This window comes from Flavobacterium galactosi, assembly GCF_048158585.1.
Taxonomy (GTDB): Bacteria; Bacteroidota; Bacteroidia; order Flavobacteriales; family Flavobacteriaceae; genus Flavobacterium; species Flavobacterium galactosi.
On record NZ_JBLNKV010000002.1, the window covers coordinates 211,104 to 227,969 of the forward strand.

Consider the following 16,866-nt stretch of genomic DNA (forward strand, 5'->3'; position numbering starts at 1 on the left):
CGTCTATTCTGCTTTTAATTTCAAATGATTCAGCACTTCTTCTGGTTTCTCAAAATCGTATTTGATTTTGTCATCATCCTTCACTTTCTGAACGCCTTCAAGTAGTATCTTATCCGTTGCTGCAAGACCACTTTTCACTACATATAAATCGGGCATTTCGCCAGTAATGGTAATTTCTCTTGATCTCACAACATTATTTTTATCCACCACAAAAACGTATTTTTTATCTTGAATTTCGTAAGTTATTTTTTGAGGAATTACCAAAGCATTCTTAACAGGAACGGTCATTAAAACTTTACCGGTTTCTCCGTTTTTCAATAATTTATCAGGATTTGGGAAGCTGGATCTAAAAGCAACATTACCAGTTTCGCTATCGAACTCGCTTTCTATAAGTTCAACTTTTCCTTTATATTTCAAAAGTTTTCCGTTTGCCAAAAGCAAGCTTACATGACTATCGCCACGACCTCCTATATTGGATTGATATTCTAAATATTCCGGTTCAGAAACGTTGAAATAAGCAAACATCTTGCTATTATCAGAAAGACTAGTCAATAATTCTCCTTCTTCAACTAAACTTCCTATTTTTTTTGGGAGTCTATCGATAATTCCCGCAAATGGTGCCCTGATTTCGGTAAATGATAAATGGAGCTTTGCCATGGCTACTTCGGCTCTCACTTGTGTTAGCTTGGCTTGTGCGATGGCTTGTTCATTTTTGGAAATTACATTTTTGTCGGCAAGTGTTTTGGCATTTAAAAGTTCTATTTCAGCACTTTTTGCTTCTGCTTGTGCTTTTAGCAATTCGGCCTCATACATTTTGGGCATAATTCGGAACAATAACTGACCCGCTTTTACAGATTGTCCTTCGTCAACATAAATGTTTTGCAGGAATCCTTTTTCTTGTGTTCGGATTTCGATATTTCGCACCGATTTTATCTGCGAGACATATTCTTTGGTAAACGAAGTGTCGATTACAGCAGGATTGGTTACCGTGAATTTAATTGTTTCTTCTTTTTCTTCTTTTTTAGTTGTACAGCTTATTAAGCACAACAGGGCTATAAAGCCTGTAAAAACGGCATTTTTCTTCATGGTATAAAATGAAATTGGCGCGATTTAACGCAGTGAATTCGGAATTTATTGGATGGAAAAAGGCATAGATTGTCAGGGCGAGACCTAAACAGTCATGCAAAAGGGAATTAGGTTACTATACATCCACATCAGGTATTAAGAAACACACCTTTGGTAACCGATGAATAGTCTATCAAATTCTTAAAACTCTGTTAGTAATATAAATAGCAGATGAATTACCGCAAAAGGGCATGAAGATTTTAAAACGCTTGTAGTAATAATTTGAAATAGACAATTGAGAAACGGGCAAATACCAGCTATCAAGCAAACTATCTTTTCCTGCAAAAAATTTATTCGAAACTCCGTTTTTAATATCGTCACCGCTGGAGTATTCCTCATCTAAATCTAAGTCAGTATACTCAATTACGATGCTACCTTGATTTTCATTTTTAAGTTTTACTTGCTGGTTTTTAACAAGATTTGGAGTTGAGGAGTAGCTAACGTGGTTATGATTTGTTTCTGCATGAAGATAACTCCCTCCGCCTAGCAGATGGATACACAGATATACAAAAAATACAACTACTCTCATTTGGGAGCCAAAAGTAATAAAAGAATTGAAAAAATTGAAAGGAAGGGAAGAAATTGTGTTGGATTTAACAAGTAAAAGCAACGAAAACGTTTTCAGTAATTAATCTGAAATAAATAATTGAGCACAAAACAGTTAATACATTTTGAACTTATTAAACGCTTCAGAACATTGAACTACTTTTATAAAATTATTTTATTCTTCAATCTATCGATTAATTCTCTTCGATACGTAATTCCAATGGGTAATTTTTCTTTTTTAATAATGACAAAATCTTTTTCGGAGGCATCAATTTTGTCCAAAGCAATGATATAGGATTTATGAATGCGCATGAAGTTTTTTTCTGGAAGACATTTCTCCAATTCACCAGTGGTAATCGAAGCCAAATAGGTTCTTTTGAGGGTATGCAATTTCACATAATTTCCAAAACTTTGTGCAAATAAAAGTTGGTCTAATTCGATTTCAATAAAATAACCATCCACTTTTACGCTTACCGTATTGACTGTAACTTCTTCCTGCTTTATAGTATTTTCAGTTGAAAAAAACCGATCAATGGCCTTTAAAAAACGAGGGAAATAAATGGGTTTTAGTAAATAATCAATAACGCCAAAATCATAACTTTCAAGAGCAAATTCAGAATAAGCTGTTGTTAAAATAGTTTTAGGATGTGTTGGAATGATTTTCAGCAATTCTAACCCTGTAATTTCTGGCATATTGATATCCAAAAACATCAAATCAACTTTATTTTCTCGAAGATAATCCATGGCCTCAATACCATTATACCCCTGAAAAACCAATTCTAACTGCGGATTTTGTTTAATATAATTCGCTAAAACATAATGTGCTGCAGGCTCATCATCAACAATAATACATTTTTTTTGTTCTTTCATTATACAAACTTTTTAAGTTGTAATTTCAAATCAACAATGTAGGTATTTTTATCATCTTGAATGTCTAATTTATAGTCCTCCCCGTAAATTAGCTTCAACCGTTCTATGGTGTTTTTTAAACCAATTTTAGTAGAAACTACCCCTGTTTTTTTCTTCGGAATTGAATTGACAACATGCAAATGCAACAAACCGTTTTCAACAGTTATAATGATCCTGACAAAACATTTTTCGATCGCACAAGTTCCGTGTTTGAACGCATTTTCGATAAAAGCGATCAGTAACATTGGAGATACTTTATACGCATTTTCGTTATCAATTTTACTATCGTAGGTAATGTCGCAACGATAGGAAACACGCTCTTTTTCAAGTTGCACATAACTGTTTATAAATTCCAGTTCCTCTTCAAGAGAGACGCATTGTTTGTTATTACTCTCGAGTTGATACCGCATTAATTGCGAAACTTTCATAATCAAATCGGATGTTCTTTCAGGAAATTCTAAACTAATTCCATAAAGTGTATTGAAGGTATTGAATAAAAAATGAGGATTCAATTGCCCTTTAAGCGCATTCAATTGCATTTGGTTGAACAGTAACGTTTCATCGGTTTGTTTTTTATGAATTCGGTAGAATTTAAAAACAATTATCGGACTCAAAATACACACCAATGTACCCAAAACACTTGCCAATTGGTATACATAACTTCTTTGATGTGAGTTTTGATACAAATGGCATTTACTAAACATTTCGAAAGTCGTTATTTCATATAAAACTACCGAAAACACGATAACCGTCAGTAGCGTCAGCAATAAATAAGTCAAGGGTCTTTGTCCCTTAAATAGTATTGGCAACAGAAAAAACCGGTTGAATTGAGCATGCATGTACAAAATGAAATAGAGAAAAATACCCATCAAAATGGAAGCTAAAGAACTAAATAGCATCCAATCGTTTTTTAAGGTAAAAAGCGTAAATGAAAAGACAACAACGGCAATTTCTTGCCACCATTTGTTATCCATTATGTTGTCAAATTTTTTATTCATTTTTAATACTTAAACAATATGCAAATTAACTACAATTATTTAATCTTTATTTCCAATAAATGACAAATTCAATTGGTCATTTATAATCGCATTACATCATTTAAGAAGCCTTATATCGGTTAAAGTGAAATAATATTGTACGATACTATTTCACAACCCATTTTATGTATTTCAAAAAAATTACTTTATTATTTTTCTTGATATTTGCTGCTAGTGGTTTTTCACAAACTTTGTCTTTAAAAGAAGCCATAAAAACAGGTTTAGAAAACTATGGTTCAATAAAAGCAAAAAGGAATTACAGCAAGGCTTCCCGAGAAACGCTCAAACAATCCCGACGCGATTATTTACCCAATCTTAATTTATCTGCACAGCAAGATTATGGAACTGTCAACGGACAAAACGGCCCCCTTTACGGTTTTGGAGGACTTGGAGTTGCTTCTTCCGGACTTCCGCTTCCAGAACAAAACTGGAATTCTGCTTTTGGCGCGTTGTATTTAGTCAACATGAATTGGGATTTTTTTACTTTCGGAAAAATTCAGGAGAAAGTTAATTTGGCCAAAATAGATGTTCAAAGCCGTGAAAATGATTTGCAACAGGAAAAATTCCAACAAGAAATAAAAATCGCAGCTGCTTATCTTAATTTATTGGCGAGTCAACGCGTATTGATTTCGCAGCGAAAGAATTTAGATCGAGCAAACGTTTTCAAAAGAACCGCTGCAGCTCGTGTTAGAAGCGGACTACTTGCCGGAGTTGATTCTACTTTGGCAACAGCCGAAGTTTCGAAAGCCAAAATTTCTTTAAATCTGGCTAAAAATTTTGTCAAAGAACAAAACAATAAATTAGTTGATTTGATGGGCGTTGCGCCTCAGGATTTTCTAACCGATACGCTTTTTGTAAATCAAATTCCGAAAGCAATTGTTGTAGCTAATAAAGCTTCTGACAGCTTACATCCCTTGCTTCAATTTTACAAAACGAAGATTGATTACAGCAATCAGCAAGTCAAATTATACAAACGTTTTTATTATCCAACGATGAGTGCTTTTGGTGTGTTGCAAACACGGGCTTCCGGATTTGATTCGTCGTATGCCATAGACCAAACCGCTTTCAATAGAAATTATTGGGAGGGTGTACATCCAGATCGCAGCAATTATCTGATTGGAGTTGGAATTACCTGGAATTTGACTACTCCGTTCCGAATGAGCAAACAAGTGAGTGCTCAGAAATTTGTTTCACAAGCCCTGCAAGAAGAGTACAATCAGGCTGACCGAGAATTGAAATCGCAATTGAATTTTGCTGAGGACAAAATCAAAATCACACTAGAAAATTATGCTGAAGCGCCTGTTCAGGTAAATGCGGCAGCCCAAGCGTATGTACAAAAATCGACTTTATACAAAAACGGATTGACCACTTTAACTGATTTAACACAAACCTTGTTTATTTTAAATCGTGCCGAAATTGATCGTGATATTGTCAACAATAATGTATGGCAATCGTTTTTGCTTAAAGCAGCCGCCACAGGCAATTTTGACTTATTTATAAATGAATTTTAATTAAACCCATATGAATCTAATACGTTTTGCGCTCCGCAAACCCATCTCCATATTGGTATTGGTTGCTGGTTTATTTTTCTTCGGAATTAGTGCCATCAAAGATATTAAGGTAGATATTCTCCCTAAAATGAATTTGCCTGTAATTTACATTGCACATCCTTTTGGCGGATACACTCCGGACCAAATGGAAGCTTATTTTGCCAAAAATTATGTCAACATCCTTCCTTTTGCCAACGGCGTAAAATCAGTGGAAACCAAGAATATCCAAGGGTTGATGATTATGAAATTGACCTATTATGAAAACACCAATATGGCGCAAGCAGCTGCCGAATTGAGTGCACTTTCCAATAGGATTCAGGCGGCATTTCCTCCGGGTACGCAACCGCCTTTTATCATTCGTTTTGATGCTTCGTCATTACCAATCGGGCAGTTGGTTTTGAGCAGTAAAATTAGGTCTAACAACGAATTACAGGATTTGGCAAACGTGTATGTTCGGGCTTCTTTTACTTCGATTCCAGGTTTATTATCGCCGGCTCCCTTTGGCGGAAGTCCAAGAACCATTGAGGTTAACGTAGATCCGGATTTATTGCGTTCCCATAACATGACACCCGACCAAATTGTAGAAGCGATACGCCTCAACAATCAAACAGCTCCTTCCGGAAACGTGAGAATTGGGGATAAAAACTACATTACGCCAACCAATAATACGATTAAAGAACTTAAAGATTTTGAAAAAATTCCGTTGTTTAAAGGAAGTATTCAAAACTTGACTCTTGGTGATGTCGCGACCGTAAAAGATGGTGCCGATATTACCGCTGGTTATGCTTTGGTAAACGGAAAACGTTCGGTTTATATTAGTATTGCCAAAGCAGGAGATGCTTCGACTTGGGATGTGGTTCAGAAATTAAAGTCGGAACTGCCCAAAATTCAAAGTACCCTTCCGGAAGATGTAAAATTATCGTACGAATTTGACCAATCGGTTTATGTAATCAATTCGGTCAAAAGTTTGGTTACCGAAGGAATTATCGGAGCGGTGTTAACGGGATTAATGGTTTTATTATTCCTTGGAGACAGACGTGCGGCATTAATAGTAATCTTGACCATTCCGATTTCGATTATTTCTGGCGTTTTATTTTTAAAATTATTCGGGCAAACCATCAACTTAATGTCTTTGAGCGGACTGGCATTGGCTATCGGAATTTTAGTGGATGAAAGTACCGTAACCATTGAAAATATTCACCAACATCTCGACATGGGAAAACCCAAGGCACTGGCTATTTGGGACGCCTGTCAGGAAATTGCTTTACCAAAATTATTGATCCTGCTTTGTATCCTTGCCGTTTTTGCACCCGCTTTTACCATGGTTGGAATTCCTGGAGCTTTGTTTTTACCTTTGGCATTAGCCATTGGATTTTCAATGGTGATTTCATTTTTACTTTCCCAAACTTTTGTGCCCGTTATGGCCAATTGGTTGATGAAAGAACATCCAAAAACGGAACATAAACCGAACATTACAGATGATGAAGCCGAGTTTAATGCTAGCGGATTAACTCCTGAATCTGAAAAAGATTTGATCGGTCAGAAAAAAGTAATGATTGAAAGAGACGATTTTAATGGGGATGGAAAAATAAGTGTTTTTGAAAGATTCAGAATCCGATTTATGAAAACCTTAGACCGTCTTTTTCCCTACAAAAAAGCCGCTACTTTGGGGTATCTTATCGGGATTACAGTGCTTGCCATGGTGTTCCTTACTTTTATTGGAAAAGATGTTTTCCCAAAGGTAAATTCGAGTCAGTTTCAGCTTAGAATGCGGGCTCCAGATGGAACACGCTTAGAACGTACCGAAGAAAAAGCGATTTTAGTACTGAAAGAATTAAACAAAATGGTAGGCAAAGAACATATCGGAATTTCATCCGTATATGTGGGACAACACCCTTCCTTATTCTCCATTAATCCAATCTATTTATTCATGGCGGGTTCGCATGAAGCCGTTTTTCAAGTGAGTTTGAAAGATTATGAAACCGATATGGATGATTTTAAAGAGGATCTGAGAGCTCGAATTAAAAAAATCCTTCCTGATGTAAAAGTCACTTTTGAACCTATTGAACTTACCGATAAAGTTTTGAGTCAAGGTTCCCCTACTCCTATTGAAGTTAGAGTTGCCGGAAAAGACAAAAAACGAAATGAAGCTTACGCTAATAAAATCGTCGAAAAACTTCAGAAAACATCTTATTTCAGAGATGTACAAATTGGGCAACCAATTCATTATCCTGCGATGAATATCGATATTGACCGAACTCGTGCTGCCGAATTAGGTGTGGATATGAATGATATTTCGCGTTCTTTAATTGCTTCCACTTCTTCTTCCAGATATACGGAGAAAAACACTTGGATCGATGAAAAAACAGGTTTATCGGTTGCGGTACAGGTACAAGTGCCTCTGAATAAAATGAAAAGCAAAACCGATATGGGAGAAATTCCTGTATTAAAAAATTCGTTGCGTCCTGTTTTAAGTGATGTCGCCAAAATTACACCCGGGTTTGTAAGTGGTGAAAATGACAATTTAGGAGCTATGCCCTACATTACCGTTACCGCTAACATCCACCAAACCGATTTAGGTACGGCTACAACAGATGTTGCTAAAACGATAGATTCATTGGGCGAATTGCCTCGTGGTTTATTCATCGAACCTATTGGTTTGAGTAAAGTATTGAGCGAAACATTAAGCAGTTTACAAGTCGGATTGTTAGTTGCCATCTTTGTAATCTTCTTAATGTTGGCTGCTAATTTTCAATCGTTCAAAGTTTCTTTAGTCATTTTAACAACAGTTCCAGCGGTAGTTTTAGGTTCGTTATTAATGTTAACGATTACGGGTTCCACCTTAAACTTACAATCGTATATGGGAATTATCATGTCCGTGGGTGTTTCGATTGCCAATGCTGTTTTATTGGTTACCAATGCCGAGCAATTGCGAAAAATAAATGGGAATGCATTAGAATCGGCACGAGAAGCAGCAGCATTGCGTCTGCGTCCCATCATTATGACCAGTGTGGCTATGATTGCGGGAATGTTACCCATGGCGATTGGTCATGGCGAAGGAGGCGACCAAGTTTCTCCGCTGGGAAGAGCGGTTATTGGTGGATTATTATTTTCGACCTTTGCCGTATTGCTCGTATTGCCTTTAATTTTTGCCTGGGCACAAGAAAAAACAAGTACACAATCTATTTCTTTAGACCCTGAAGACGAAGAAAGCATCCATTATATCTCATCATTAAAATCATAAAATGAAAAATAATATACTACAATCGACCGCGCTATTTTTTGTAGCACTATTTTTTCTAAGTAGTTGCAATTCGAATAAAAAAGAAGCGCCTGTTGCTGAAATAGAACCTAAAATGGAAACCTTTAATTTGGCAAAAGCAAAACTGACCACCGACTTGCGTTTACCCGCCGAATTATCCGGTTTTAGTCAAGTGGATTTATTTGCTAAAGTGAACAGTTATGTAAAAACACTTAAAGTAGATATTGGTTCTGAAGTAAAAAAAGGACAACTCCTTATCGAACTGGAGGCACCAGAGATAAGTTCCCAGTTGGCTGCAGCGGAGTCTCGCCTGCATTCTCAGGAAGCCATTTATACCGCCAGTAACAGTACGTATCAGCGATTGCTTGAAACCAGTAAAGTAGAGGGAACGATTTCTAAAAATGATTTAGAATTGGCTTTTTCCAAAAAAAGTTCTGATTTCGCCCAATTAGCTGCGGCTCGTGCCGGACACAGGGAAGTCAAGATAATGCAAAATTATTTACACATACGGGCTCCGTTTAATGGAAAAGTAACGGCACGTAATGTCAATACCGGGGCCTATGTGGGACAAGGAGCTCAAGTGCCGCTGCTCACGATACAAGACCAAAAGAAACTTCGTTTATCGGTATCGGTGCCGGAAGCGTATACAGGTTATCTCAAAGTAGGGGAAGTAATTACCTTTAATGTAGTATCTTTGAGAGGCGAAACATTTCAGGCCAAAATCAGCAGAATGTCTGGAGCGCTTGACCTCAAGCTGCGTTCCGAACGTGTCGAATTGGATGTAATAAATTCCGACGGAAAATTACTTCCTGGAATGGTTGCCGAAGTGCTCCTACCCCTTAATAGCAAAAAAGAAACTTTTGTAGTCCCTAAATCGGCAGTCGTGAACAGTGCTGAAGGGATCTATTTGATAAAAGTAATCAACAAAAAAGCGCAACGTATCATAGTAAGCCTTGGACTTGAAGTGGATGACCAAATCGAAGTTTTTAGTGATTCATTACAAGAAAAAGATATTTTGCTTAGCAAATCAAATGAGGAGATTAAAGATGGCGCTGAGATCAATTAGTTCTTATTCTTTGAACAACAAATCGCTTAATGCTATAAATTTACAAATATTTGTGATCCTGCAAGTTTTCTAAAACATTGTAGGTGTGTATTTTAAATATAAATACTTAAAAAGTTTTAGAAATAACATAATAAAAATCGAACTCCAGTTTATAGCTTTCTTTGATGCAAATTATATCGATAGTTCTGTTTTGCGTGAGTGATGGCAGTGGAGCTCTTTTTTTGAGAGTTTTTTTTACCTCTCAAAAAAAAGCGGGAACGTAGAGCACGACCCGTAGTTTTTACGGAGGGGCACGCCCAAGTTAAAAAGACTGTTGTTTATAGAATTAAGCTGAAAAAATATTTAACATAACAATTTTAAAATTTAATCGAATGGAAACAATAAATGTAAAAGCTTACGGGACAGTCGCGGTGGATGCCCCTTTAAAACAAATGGATATCGAACGCAGAAACATTACGGCTAAAGATATTGAAATCGAAATTTTGTATTGTGGTGTTTGTCACTCTGATTTACACACGGCTAGAAACGACTGGGGATTTACGACTTATCCTGCGGTTCCAGGCCACGAAATTGTGGGAAAAGTGACTAAAGTAGGAAACGAAGTCACTAAACTGAAAGTGGGCGATTTTGCTGCAGTAGGCTGCATGGTAGATTCTTGCCAAACCTGCGATAATTGCAAACGAGACCTGGAACAATATTGTTCAACAGGATTTACAGGAACCTATAATAATGCTGATAAGCATTTGGGCGGCATGACTCTTGGGGGCTATTCGGAAAAAATTGTGGTAGACGAAAACTTCGTTTTAAAAGTGCCTGCAAATCTTGATTTGGCTGCTACAGCGCCTTTATTATGTGCCGGAATTACCACTTGGTCACCAATTCGCCATTGGAAAGTGGGAAAAGGGAGTAAAGTTGCCGTTGTAGGTTTGGGCGGATTAGGACATATGGCCATAAAACTGGCCAAAGGTTTGGGCGCAGAAGTAACCCTTTTTTCCAGATCAATTAATAAAGAAAAAGACGCTTTCGATTTAGGTGCAGATGCCGTAATTATTTCGACTGATGAAACTCAAATGGCTGCTGTAAGCGGAAAATTCGATTTAATTATTGACACCGTTCCTTATGTTCATGATGTAAATCCTTATGTAGGGACTTTAAATACTAATGGAACTTTGGTTTTGGTGGGTTACTTGGGTGGTTTGGAACCTATATTGAATACTGTTCCGATGATAATGGGAAGAAAATCAGTTGCAGGATCTTTAATTGGCGGAATTGCCGAAACTCAGGAAATGCTTGATTTTTGTGGGAAACACAATATTGTATCTGAAATTGAAATTATTAAAATGCAGGATATTAATGAAGCGTATGAAAGAATGCTTAAAAGTGATGTTCGGTACCGTTTTGTAATTGATATGGCGTCGATTAAAAGCTAGAGAAAATATGAACACAACAGATAATAACGAACAAAATCCAATTTTCTCACAAGGTGATAAAGCAAATCCTGATTATTTTACGGGAAATGCCTGGGTTAAATTATTAGTGAATGAAAATGAGTTTAATAGTGTCATTGGTGATGTCACTTTTGAGGCGGGAGCCAGAAACAATTGGCACACGCATCCAGGAGGTCAAATTCTCATTGTAACCGATGGAACTGGCTATTATCAGGAAAAAGGCAAGGCGATTCAATTGATTCAAAGAGGCGATGTTATTAAAATACCAGCCGATGTTAAACATTGGTATGGTGCTGCAACTGATAGTGCATTAACTCATATCGCCATTACCGCTGTTACTCCAAAAGGAGCAGTCGATTGGCTGGAAAGAGTAACTGATGAAGAATACAATAGTTACAAACTTTAAGAATGACTTTCAAGGAAAGGTGTTCGATTACAGTCCCAGTAACTCCATAATTCATTTTCAATTGAAAACAAAACCCTGTAAATCATATGATTTATAGGGTTTTTAGTTTTTACTAATCCCATTTTTACCTTTAGCGAAATCAAAATTAAATCCAACTTGTGAGATACTAATTATTGCAAACAGATTACCTATTTAATACTGAAATAAGATTTAAACCATTGTGTAAAAAAAATTATAGTAAGTTTGTAAATCAATCCGATTGAAATTTTTTAAAAAGTAACAATAATGAGTTTAAAAGATTTATTAGACAGTAGTAAAGACAAAACCCTTTCAGGACAAAAGTGGCATATGCTAAGACAAGCAATCGTAAAACGATTATTGTCTGCCGGTAATGCTACAATAGCAGAATTAAGTTCTGAACTACAATCTAGTGTTCCAACGGTAACTAAAGCCGTTAACGAATTATTGCCCGAGGGCTATGTGGTAGATCTTGGGAAAATCACCAATAGTGGCGGAAGACGACCTTCTTTGTATAGTATCAATCCAACTTGCGCTTACTTTTTAGGGGTCGAAGTGAGTATTGCCAATATGTCCATTGGCTTACAAAACATAAAAAACGAATTTGTAAGTATTGAATTAGGAACTTCCTTTGTTTTGGAAAATACACAAGATTCTCTTTTGGAATTTTGTAATCTGATAAATTCATTTATAGAAGACAGTTCTGTCGAAAAAAAGATGATTGTGGGTGTTTGCATCAACTTTTCAGGTCGTATTAATTCGATGGAAGGATTTAGCTATAATTATTTCTTTAGCGAAAATAGACCTTTAACAGAAATTATTTCAGAACAATTGGACATGCCGGTACATTTAGAAAATGATACCAGAGCAATGACATTTGGTGAATATTGTGAAGGTGTGGTTGATGATGAACAGAATATAATATTTCTTAATTACAGTTGGGGTGTAGCTATAGGAATGATAACTGACGGTAAACTGTATTATGGGAAATCCGGTTACTCCGGAGAATTCGGCCACAGTACGATCTTTGATAACGGGATTATGTGTCAGTGTGGTAAACTTGGATGTCTGGAGACTGAAATTTCAGGTTGGTCCTTAGTAAACCAATTCAAGGCAGCGCTAAAAGAAGGAAAACAATCAAAAGTAGTTCTTGATGAGAGTTCTCCTGCTTTGCAACACCATACCATTATAGCCGGAGCTTTTAATCTAGAGGATACTTTATGTGTTGATTTGGTGACAAAGCAGAGTGAAAAAATGGGACGCTATTTATCTATTTTACTCAATATCTTTAATCCTGATTTATTAGTAATTGGTGGTGATTTTGCACAATTAGGCGATTATACTCTTTTACCTATTCAGTCTGCATTAAAAAAATATTCATTAGGTTTAGTAAACCGGGATATGAAACTTAAAAAATCGACTTTAGGTCGTCGCGCCGGTGTTATTGGGGCATGTTGTGTTATAAAAGAAAAGATGTTATCCCCATTAATTAATAACTAAAATTACTTCTAAATTTTAGATATTAAAATAATTTAATAATTACATTGTATTTATTAAATTATTTTATATATTTACAACGTGATAATAAATAGCACGGAAAAAAATATATTTTAAATTGTTCTTTTACTAAATTTTATACTTTCTCTCCTACAAAAGATTAAGAAAAAGATTATAGTTCAAAAGAAAAACTCCGTCCAAATTACTATTAAAAAAAGAGATTTTATCTTTTAAGATTACTAATTGCTACACCTATTTTGACTGTGCTTTTCTATCGAAATGATTTTTTCTAATGCTAAAGATTGCCCATAAAAACTAAAGTAAGAATTTAAATTCTTAAAATACAACTGACGATTTTAAGATTGCTAACATAAAAGACAACAAAATTGGGAATACCCTTTTTTATAAAATATTCATTTGTTATCCATAAAAAAAGCCAGCATATGCTGTAAACATGCTGGCTGGTTCTTAATAAAAAGAACTGTGATTGGAAAACAAATAAATAAACCAAGAAGGAAGAATTATTATTAACCTAACCATTACAAAAGTATGTATTTATTACCAAAAAGCAAGCCTAAAAATTATTGGCTTACCCCTAACTTTGGGAAAGCTATGAAATTAACATCTTTATTTCTAGTAGCTTTTACCGTACAAGCATCAGCTTCAGTATCTTTAAGAACGGCTATTTTTTTTGAAAAAAACAATACCGTTACAAAAGAGACAACCAAATTAGCCTTAATCCAAAAGAAAATTACAGGAAAGGTAACTAATGAAAAAGGAGAGACGTTACCTGGAGTAAATATTATTGCCAAAGGCACTACTATTTCAACTCAAACCGATTTTGATGGAAATTTCACATTTGAAGTACCCGACAATGTTACCACATTGGTTGTTTCTTACATCGGACTTCAGGAACAAGAAGTGACTATTGGAAATGCGCCACTTACTATAGTTCTAAAAGAAGTAGGTCAGCAAATGAATGAAGTTATTGTTGTGGGATATGGTTCTCAAAATAGAAGAACTTTAAGCACCTCAGTTTCTAAATTAGACAAAAAAGTTTTAGAGAATGTTCCTTACTCAAATGTAACACAAGCATTACAGGGAAACGTAACTGGTTTAGTGGTGCGTACCGCATCAGGGCAACCAGGTAAAGCATCTAATATTTTAGTACGTGGAGGTACATCTATAGATAATCCGGCAGGTGCAACTCCTATGTATATTGTTGACGGAGTTATTCGTACTCAAATTGATGATATTAACTCTGCTGATATTGCCTCATTACAAGTATTAAAAGATGCCGCTGCAACATCAATCTATGGAGCTCGTGCTTCTAATGGAGTAATTATTATTACAACATCGACCGGAAAAGCAGGTAAAACTAAAATCACGTATAATGTATCTACACAAAATAGCCAAGTAGGAAAGAAATATGATTTCTTAGACGGAGGTGACTTTATTAGATTGCAACGTTTAGGTTTGTATAATGCTGCCGAAATCGCTGGACTTTCAACAACAACCGGTATTGCAAGATTAGGACAATTAACAGGAGCTACTCCTGCCGGTACCGGAAATAATTTATTGAATAACACGCCTTTTGCTACATTATTGAAGTCAAATTTGGATGCACCCACTATTCAAGGTTTACAAGCTAAAGGTTGGCAAGAAATGGCAGATCCTCTTAATGCTAACAATACGATTATGTATAAAAGCACAAACTGGAATGATGTTTTATTTCAAAATGCAATCACACAAAATCACACTTTAGGGATTAGTGGTGGTGGAGATACCGGTGTCTTTGATTTAAGTTTAGGGTATTTAAAAGGCGATGGTATCACTATTTTTACCGGGTACCAACGTTTTACCAGTAAATTAAATGCTTCATTGAAAGTAGCCGATAACTTTACTGTAAACGGTAGAGTATTATACTCTAAATCAAGTAATAATCAAGTCGTTGCCAATAGCGTTGTTTTCAACAGATATTTAGGAAACTCCCCTACAACAAAATTATACTTGGAAGATGGTACTTTGGCTCCAGGCCAAAACAACATCAACGGAAATCCATTATACCAAATGGGCAAAGTAAAAGGGATCAATGAAAACAATAAATTGCAGATGAGTGTTGATGGCGATTTAAAACTTACTAAAGATTTAACTTTTACACCTTCATTGTCACTTTATAACGAAAATGAAAATGATAATACTTTTCAACAGGCATTTTTAAGTGGTAGCAATGGTTTAGTTGATAATACGCGTACGGCTACCCGATTAAGCAATCAAATCGCACAAGTACAATACGAAGGGGTTTTTACTTATGTTAAAGCTTTGGATAATGTAGGTGATTTTCAAGCAAAATTGGGTGCTTCTAAATTCGACAGAACCATAAAAGCATTTAATGCTTCCGGGAAAGGAAGTCCTTCTGATCTTGCACAAACGCTGGATTCATCGCCAATACCGGTTTCAGTATATAGCAACAATACCAGATTAGTGCTGAACAGTGTTTTTGGTCGAGTGAATTATGATTACAAAAGCAGGTATTTTGCAACAGCCTCTTTCCGTTATGATGGCTCTTCCAGTTTAGGTCCTGATAATAAATATGGCTTTTTCCCAGGATTATCTGTAGGTTGGAATGCACATGAAGAGAAGTTTTGGAAAGTAATGCCAGAGGTTGTTTCCTCTTTTAAACTTCGTGGAAGTTATGGGGTAAACGGGAATTTAGGTACTTTGGGTGATTTTCAATCAGGTGGATTATATTCAGGTACAACAAACGGATTTGCTAATAGCTACAACGGTCAATCTGCAATTGTAAATTCACAAATTGCTAATCCAGGTTTGAAATGGGAGCAATCACAAACTATAAATGGAGGTTTTGATTTAGGTTTTAATCATGATAAGATTAGAGTAATTGGAGATTTTTATAATAAATTGACTTCTGATTTATTAACGAATCTGACGTTGCCTTCTAATAGTGGTTTCTCTACCGTGCTAACAAACTTAGGTGGATTAAGAAGCAAAGGTTTTGAATTAGAATTGAATGCCAATGTGTACAATCAAAATGATTTGAAAATTAATGTGGGGGCTAATGTTTCACACAATACTAACGTAATTGAGAAACTTCCTTTCAATGGAAATGCAAACAATAGAATTGGTGGAACTGAAATTTGGGATGCAGCAAGCAGTTCTTATAAATACGTAGGTGGTTTGCAGGAAGGTCAAAAAATTGGTGATTTTTATGCTCACAAACAATTATATATCCTTTCTACACAAGCACAAGCTGATGCTTATAACGCAACTACAAAGGACACTTATGTAACTAAAACAGCTGCAGCCGGTGGTAATCCAACTGGTAAGAAATTTGCTGGAGATGCAGTATTTGAAGATACAGACAACAATGGTACAATTGATAGCCGTGACAGAACTTACATGGGTAATATGTTCCCAAAATTTGTGGGTGGTTTTAATTTTAATGCAGACTATAAAGGATTCTCATTAACCGTAAGAACAGATTACTCTTTAGGAGCTACAATTTACAATGAAGCCAGAGCACGTTTTGTGGGTCAATTTCAAGGAAATTACGGATTATTAGCCGAAAGTTTACAGTCTTGGCAAAAAGAAGGTGACATTACTAATGTACCACGTTACCGTTGGGCAGACCAAACGAACCAAAATAACTTATTCCGTTCTGAAGCAAGTGGTGCAGCATATAATACCAATATGTTCCAAGGAAATAGTCGCTATTACGAAAGTGGAGATTACTTGTGTATAAGAGAAATTACTTTTAGTTATACCGTTCCAAAATCGATAGTTGAGAAAGCTAGATTAGCATCAGTACGTGTGTATGTAACAGGAAGTAACTTATACTATTTCACTAAATACAGCGGTTTAAGCCCAGAAGTTCAAGGGATTGATGGTGGTTCCAGTTTAGGATTAAATTCAGCTGGATCTACAGGGACTTATCCTGTTCCAAAAAACTTTATCCTTGGTTTAAACATTGGTTTGTAAATT

Annotated in this window: 11 protein-coding genes; 7 read left to right on the forward strand and 4 right to left on the reverse strand. The window is 35.8% G+C overall.

From position 1 onward, the window contains the following. Positions 1-3: 3 nt before the first annotated feature. The 4 genes from ACM55M_RS05140 to ACM55M_RS05155 all read right to left on the reverse strand — a co-directional run bounded on the left by ACM55M_RS05140 (position 4) and on the right by ACM55M_RS05155 (position 3,578). Positions 4-1,086: an efflux RND transporter periplasmic adaptor subunit gene (locus ACM55M_RS05140; protein ID WP_416856509.1), complete on the reverse strand. Its 1,083-nt coding sequence runs from the start codon at positions 1,084-1,086 to the stop codon at positions 4-6. Positions 1,087-1,258: 172 nt separating this feature from the next. Beyond that, complete coding sequence (locus ACM55M_RS05145; RefSeq protein WP_416856510.1) at positions 1,259-1,654, reverse strand: hypothetical protein; 396 nt, start codon at positions 1,652-1,654, stop codon at positions 1,259-1,261. Positions 1,655-1,833: 179 nt separating this feature from the next. Continuing rightward, positions 1,834-2,541 carry a LytR/AlgR family response regulator transcription factor gene (locus tag ACM55M_RS05150; RefSeq protein ID WP_416856511.1) on the reverse strand — a complete coding sequence of 236 codons (708 nt, stop codon included), beginning with the start codon at positions 2,539-2,541 and terminating at the stop codon, positions 1,834-1,836. Beyond that, entirely contained in the window at positions 2,541-3,578 is a 1,038-nt protein-coding gene (locus ACM55M_RS05155) for a sensor histidine kinase (RefSeq protein ID WP_416856512.1), read from the reverse strand. The genes ACM55M_RS05150 and ACM55M_RS05155 overlap by 1 nt, the downstream gene beginning before the upstream one ends. Positions 3,579-3,742: 164 nt before the next feature. On the opposite strand from ACM55M_RS05155, the gene ACM55M_RS05160 reads away from it, so the two are divergent. The 7 genes from ACM55M_RS05160 (at position 3,743) to ACM55M_RS05190 (ending at position 16,863) form a co-directional block, all read left to right on the forward strand. Continuing rightward, positions 3,743-5,128 (forward strand): TolC family protein, encoded by a 1,386-nt coding sequence (locus ACM55M_RS05160; RefSeq protein WP_416856513.1) that lies wholly within the window; start codon positions 3,743-3,745, stop codon positions 5,126-5,128. A gap of 10 nt (positions 5,129-5,138) precedes the next feature. Further along, positions 5,139-8,411: an efflux RND transporter permease subunit gene (locus ACM55M_RS05165; RefSeq protein ID WP_416856514.1), complete on the forward strand. Its 3,273-nt coding sequence runs from the start codon at positions 5,139-5,141 to the stop codon at positions 8,409-8,411. A gap of 1 nt (position 8,412) precedes the next feature. Further along, entirely contained in the window at positions 8,413-9,495 is a 1,083-nt protein-coding gene (locus ACM55M_RS05170) for an efflux RND transporter periplasmic adaptor subunit (RefSeq protein WP_416856515.1), read from the forward strand. A 371-nt stretch (positions 9,496-9,866) separates the two neighbouring features. Continuing rightward, the gene (locus ACM55M_RS05175; RefSeq protein WP_416856516.1) at positions 9,867-10,925 is read left to right on the forward strand and encodes an NAD(P)-dependent alcohol dehydrogenase; all 1,059 of its coding nucleotides are present in this window, start codon (positions 9,867-9,869) and stop codon (positions 10,923-10,925) included. Positions 10,926-10,932: 7 nt separating this feature from the next. Beyond that, positions 10,933-11,349 carry a (R)-mandelonitrile lyase gene (locus tag ACM55M_RS05180; RefSeq protein ID WP_416856517.1) on the forward strand — a complete coding sequence of 139 codons (417 nt, stop codon included), beginning with the start codon at positions 10,933-10,935 and terminating at the stop codon, positions 11,347-11,349. A 285-nt stretch (positions 11,350-11,634) separates the two neighbouring features. Beyond that, positions 11,635-12,867: an ROK family transcriptional regulator gene (locus ACM55M_RS05185; RefSeq protein WP_416856518.1), complete on the forward strand. Its 1,233-nt coding sequence runs from the start codon at positions 11,635-11,637 to the stop codon at positions 12,865-12,867. 609 nt (positions 12,868-13,476) lie between these two features. After that, positions 13,477-16,863, forward strand: a complete 3,387-nt coding sequence (locus ACM55M_RS05190) for a SusC/RagA family TonB-linked outer membrane protein (RefSeq protein WP_416856519.1) — start codon at positions 13,477-13,479, stop codon at positions 16,861-16,863. Positions 16,864-16,866 lie beyond the last annotated feature (3 nt).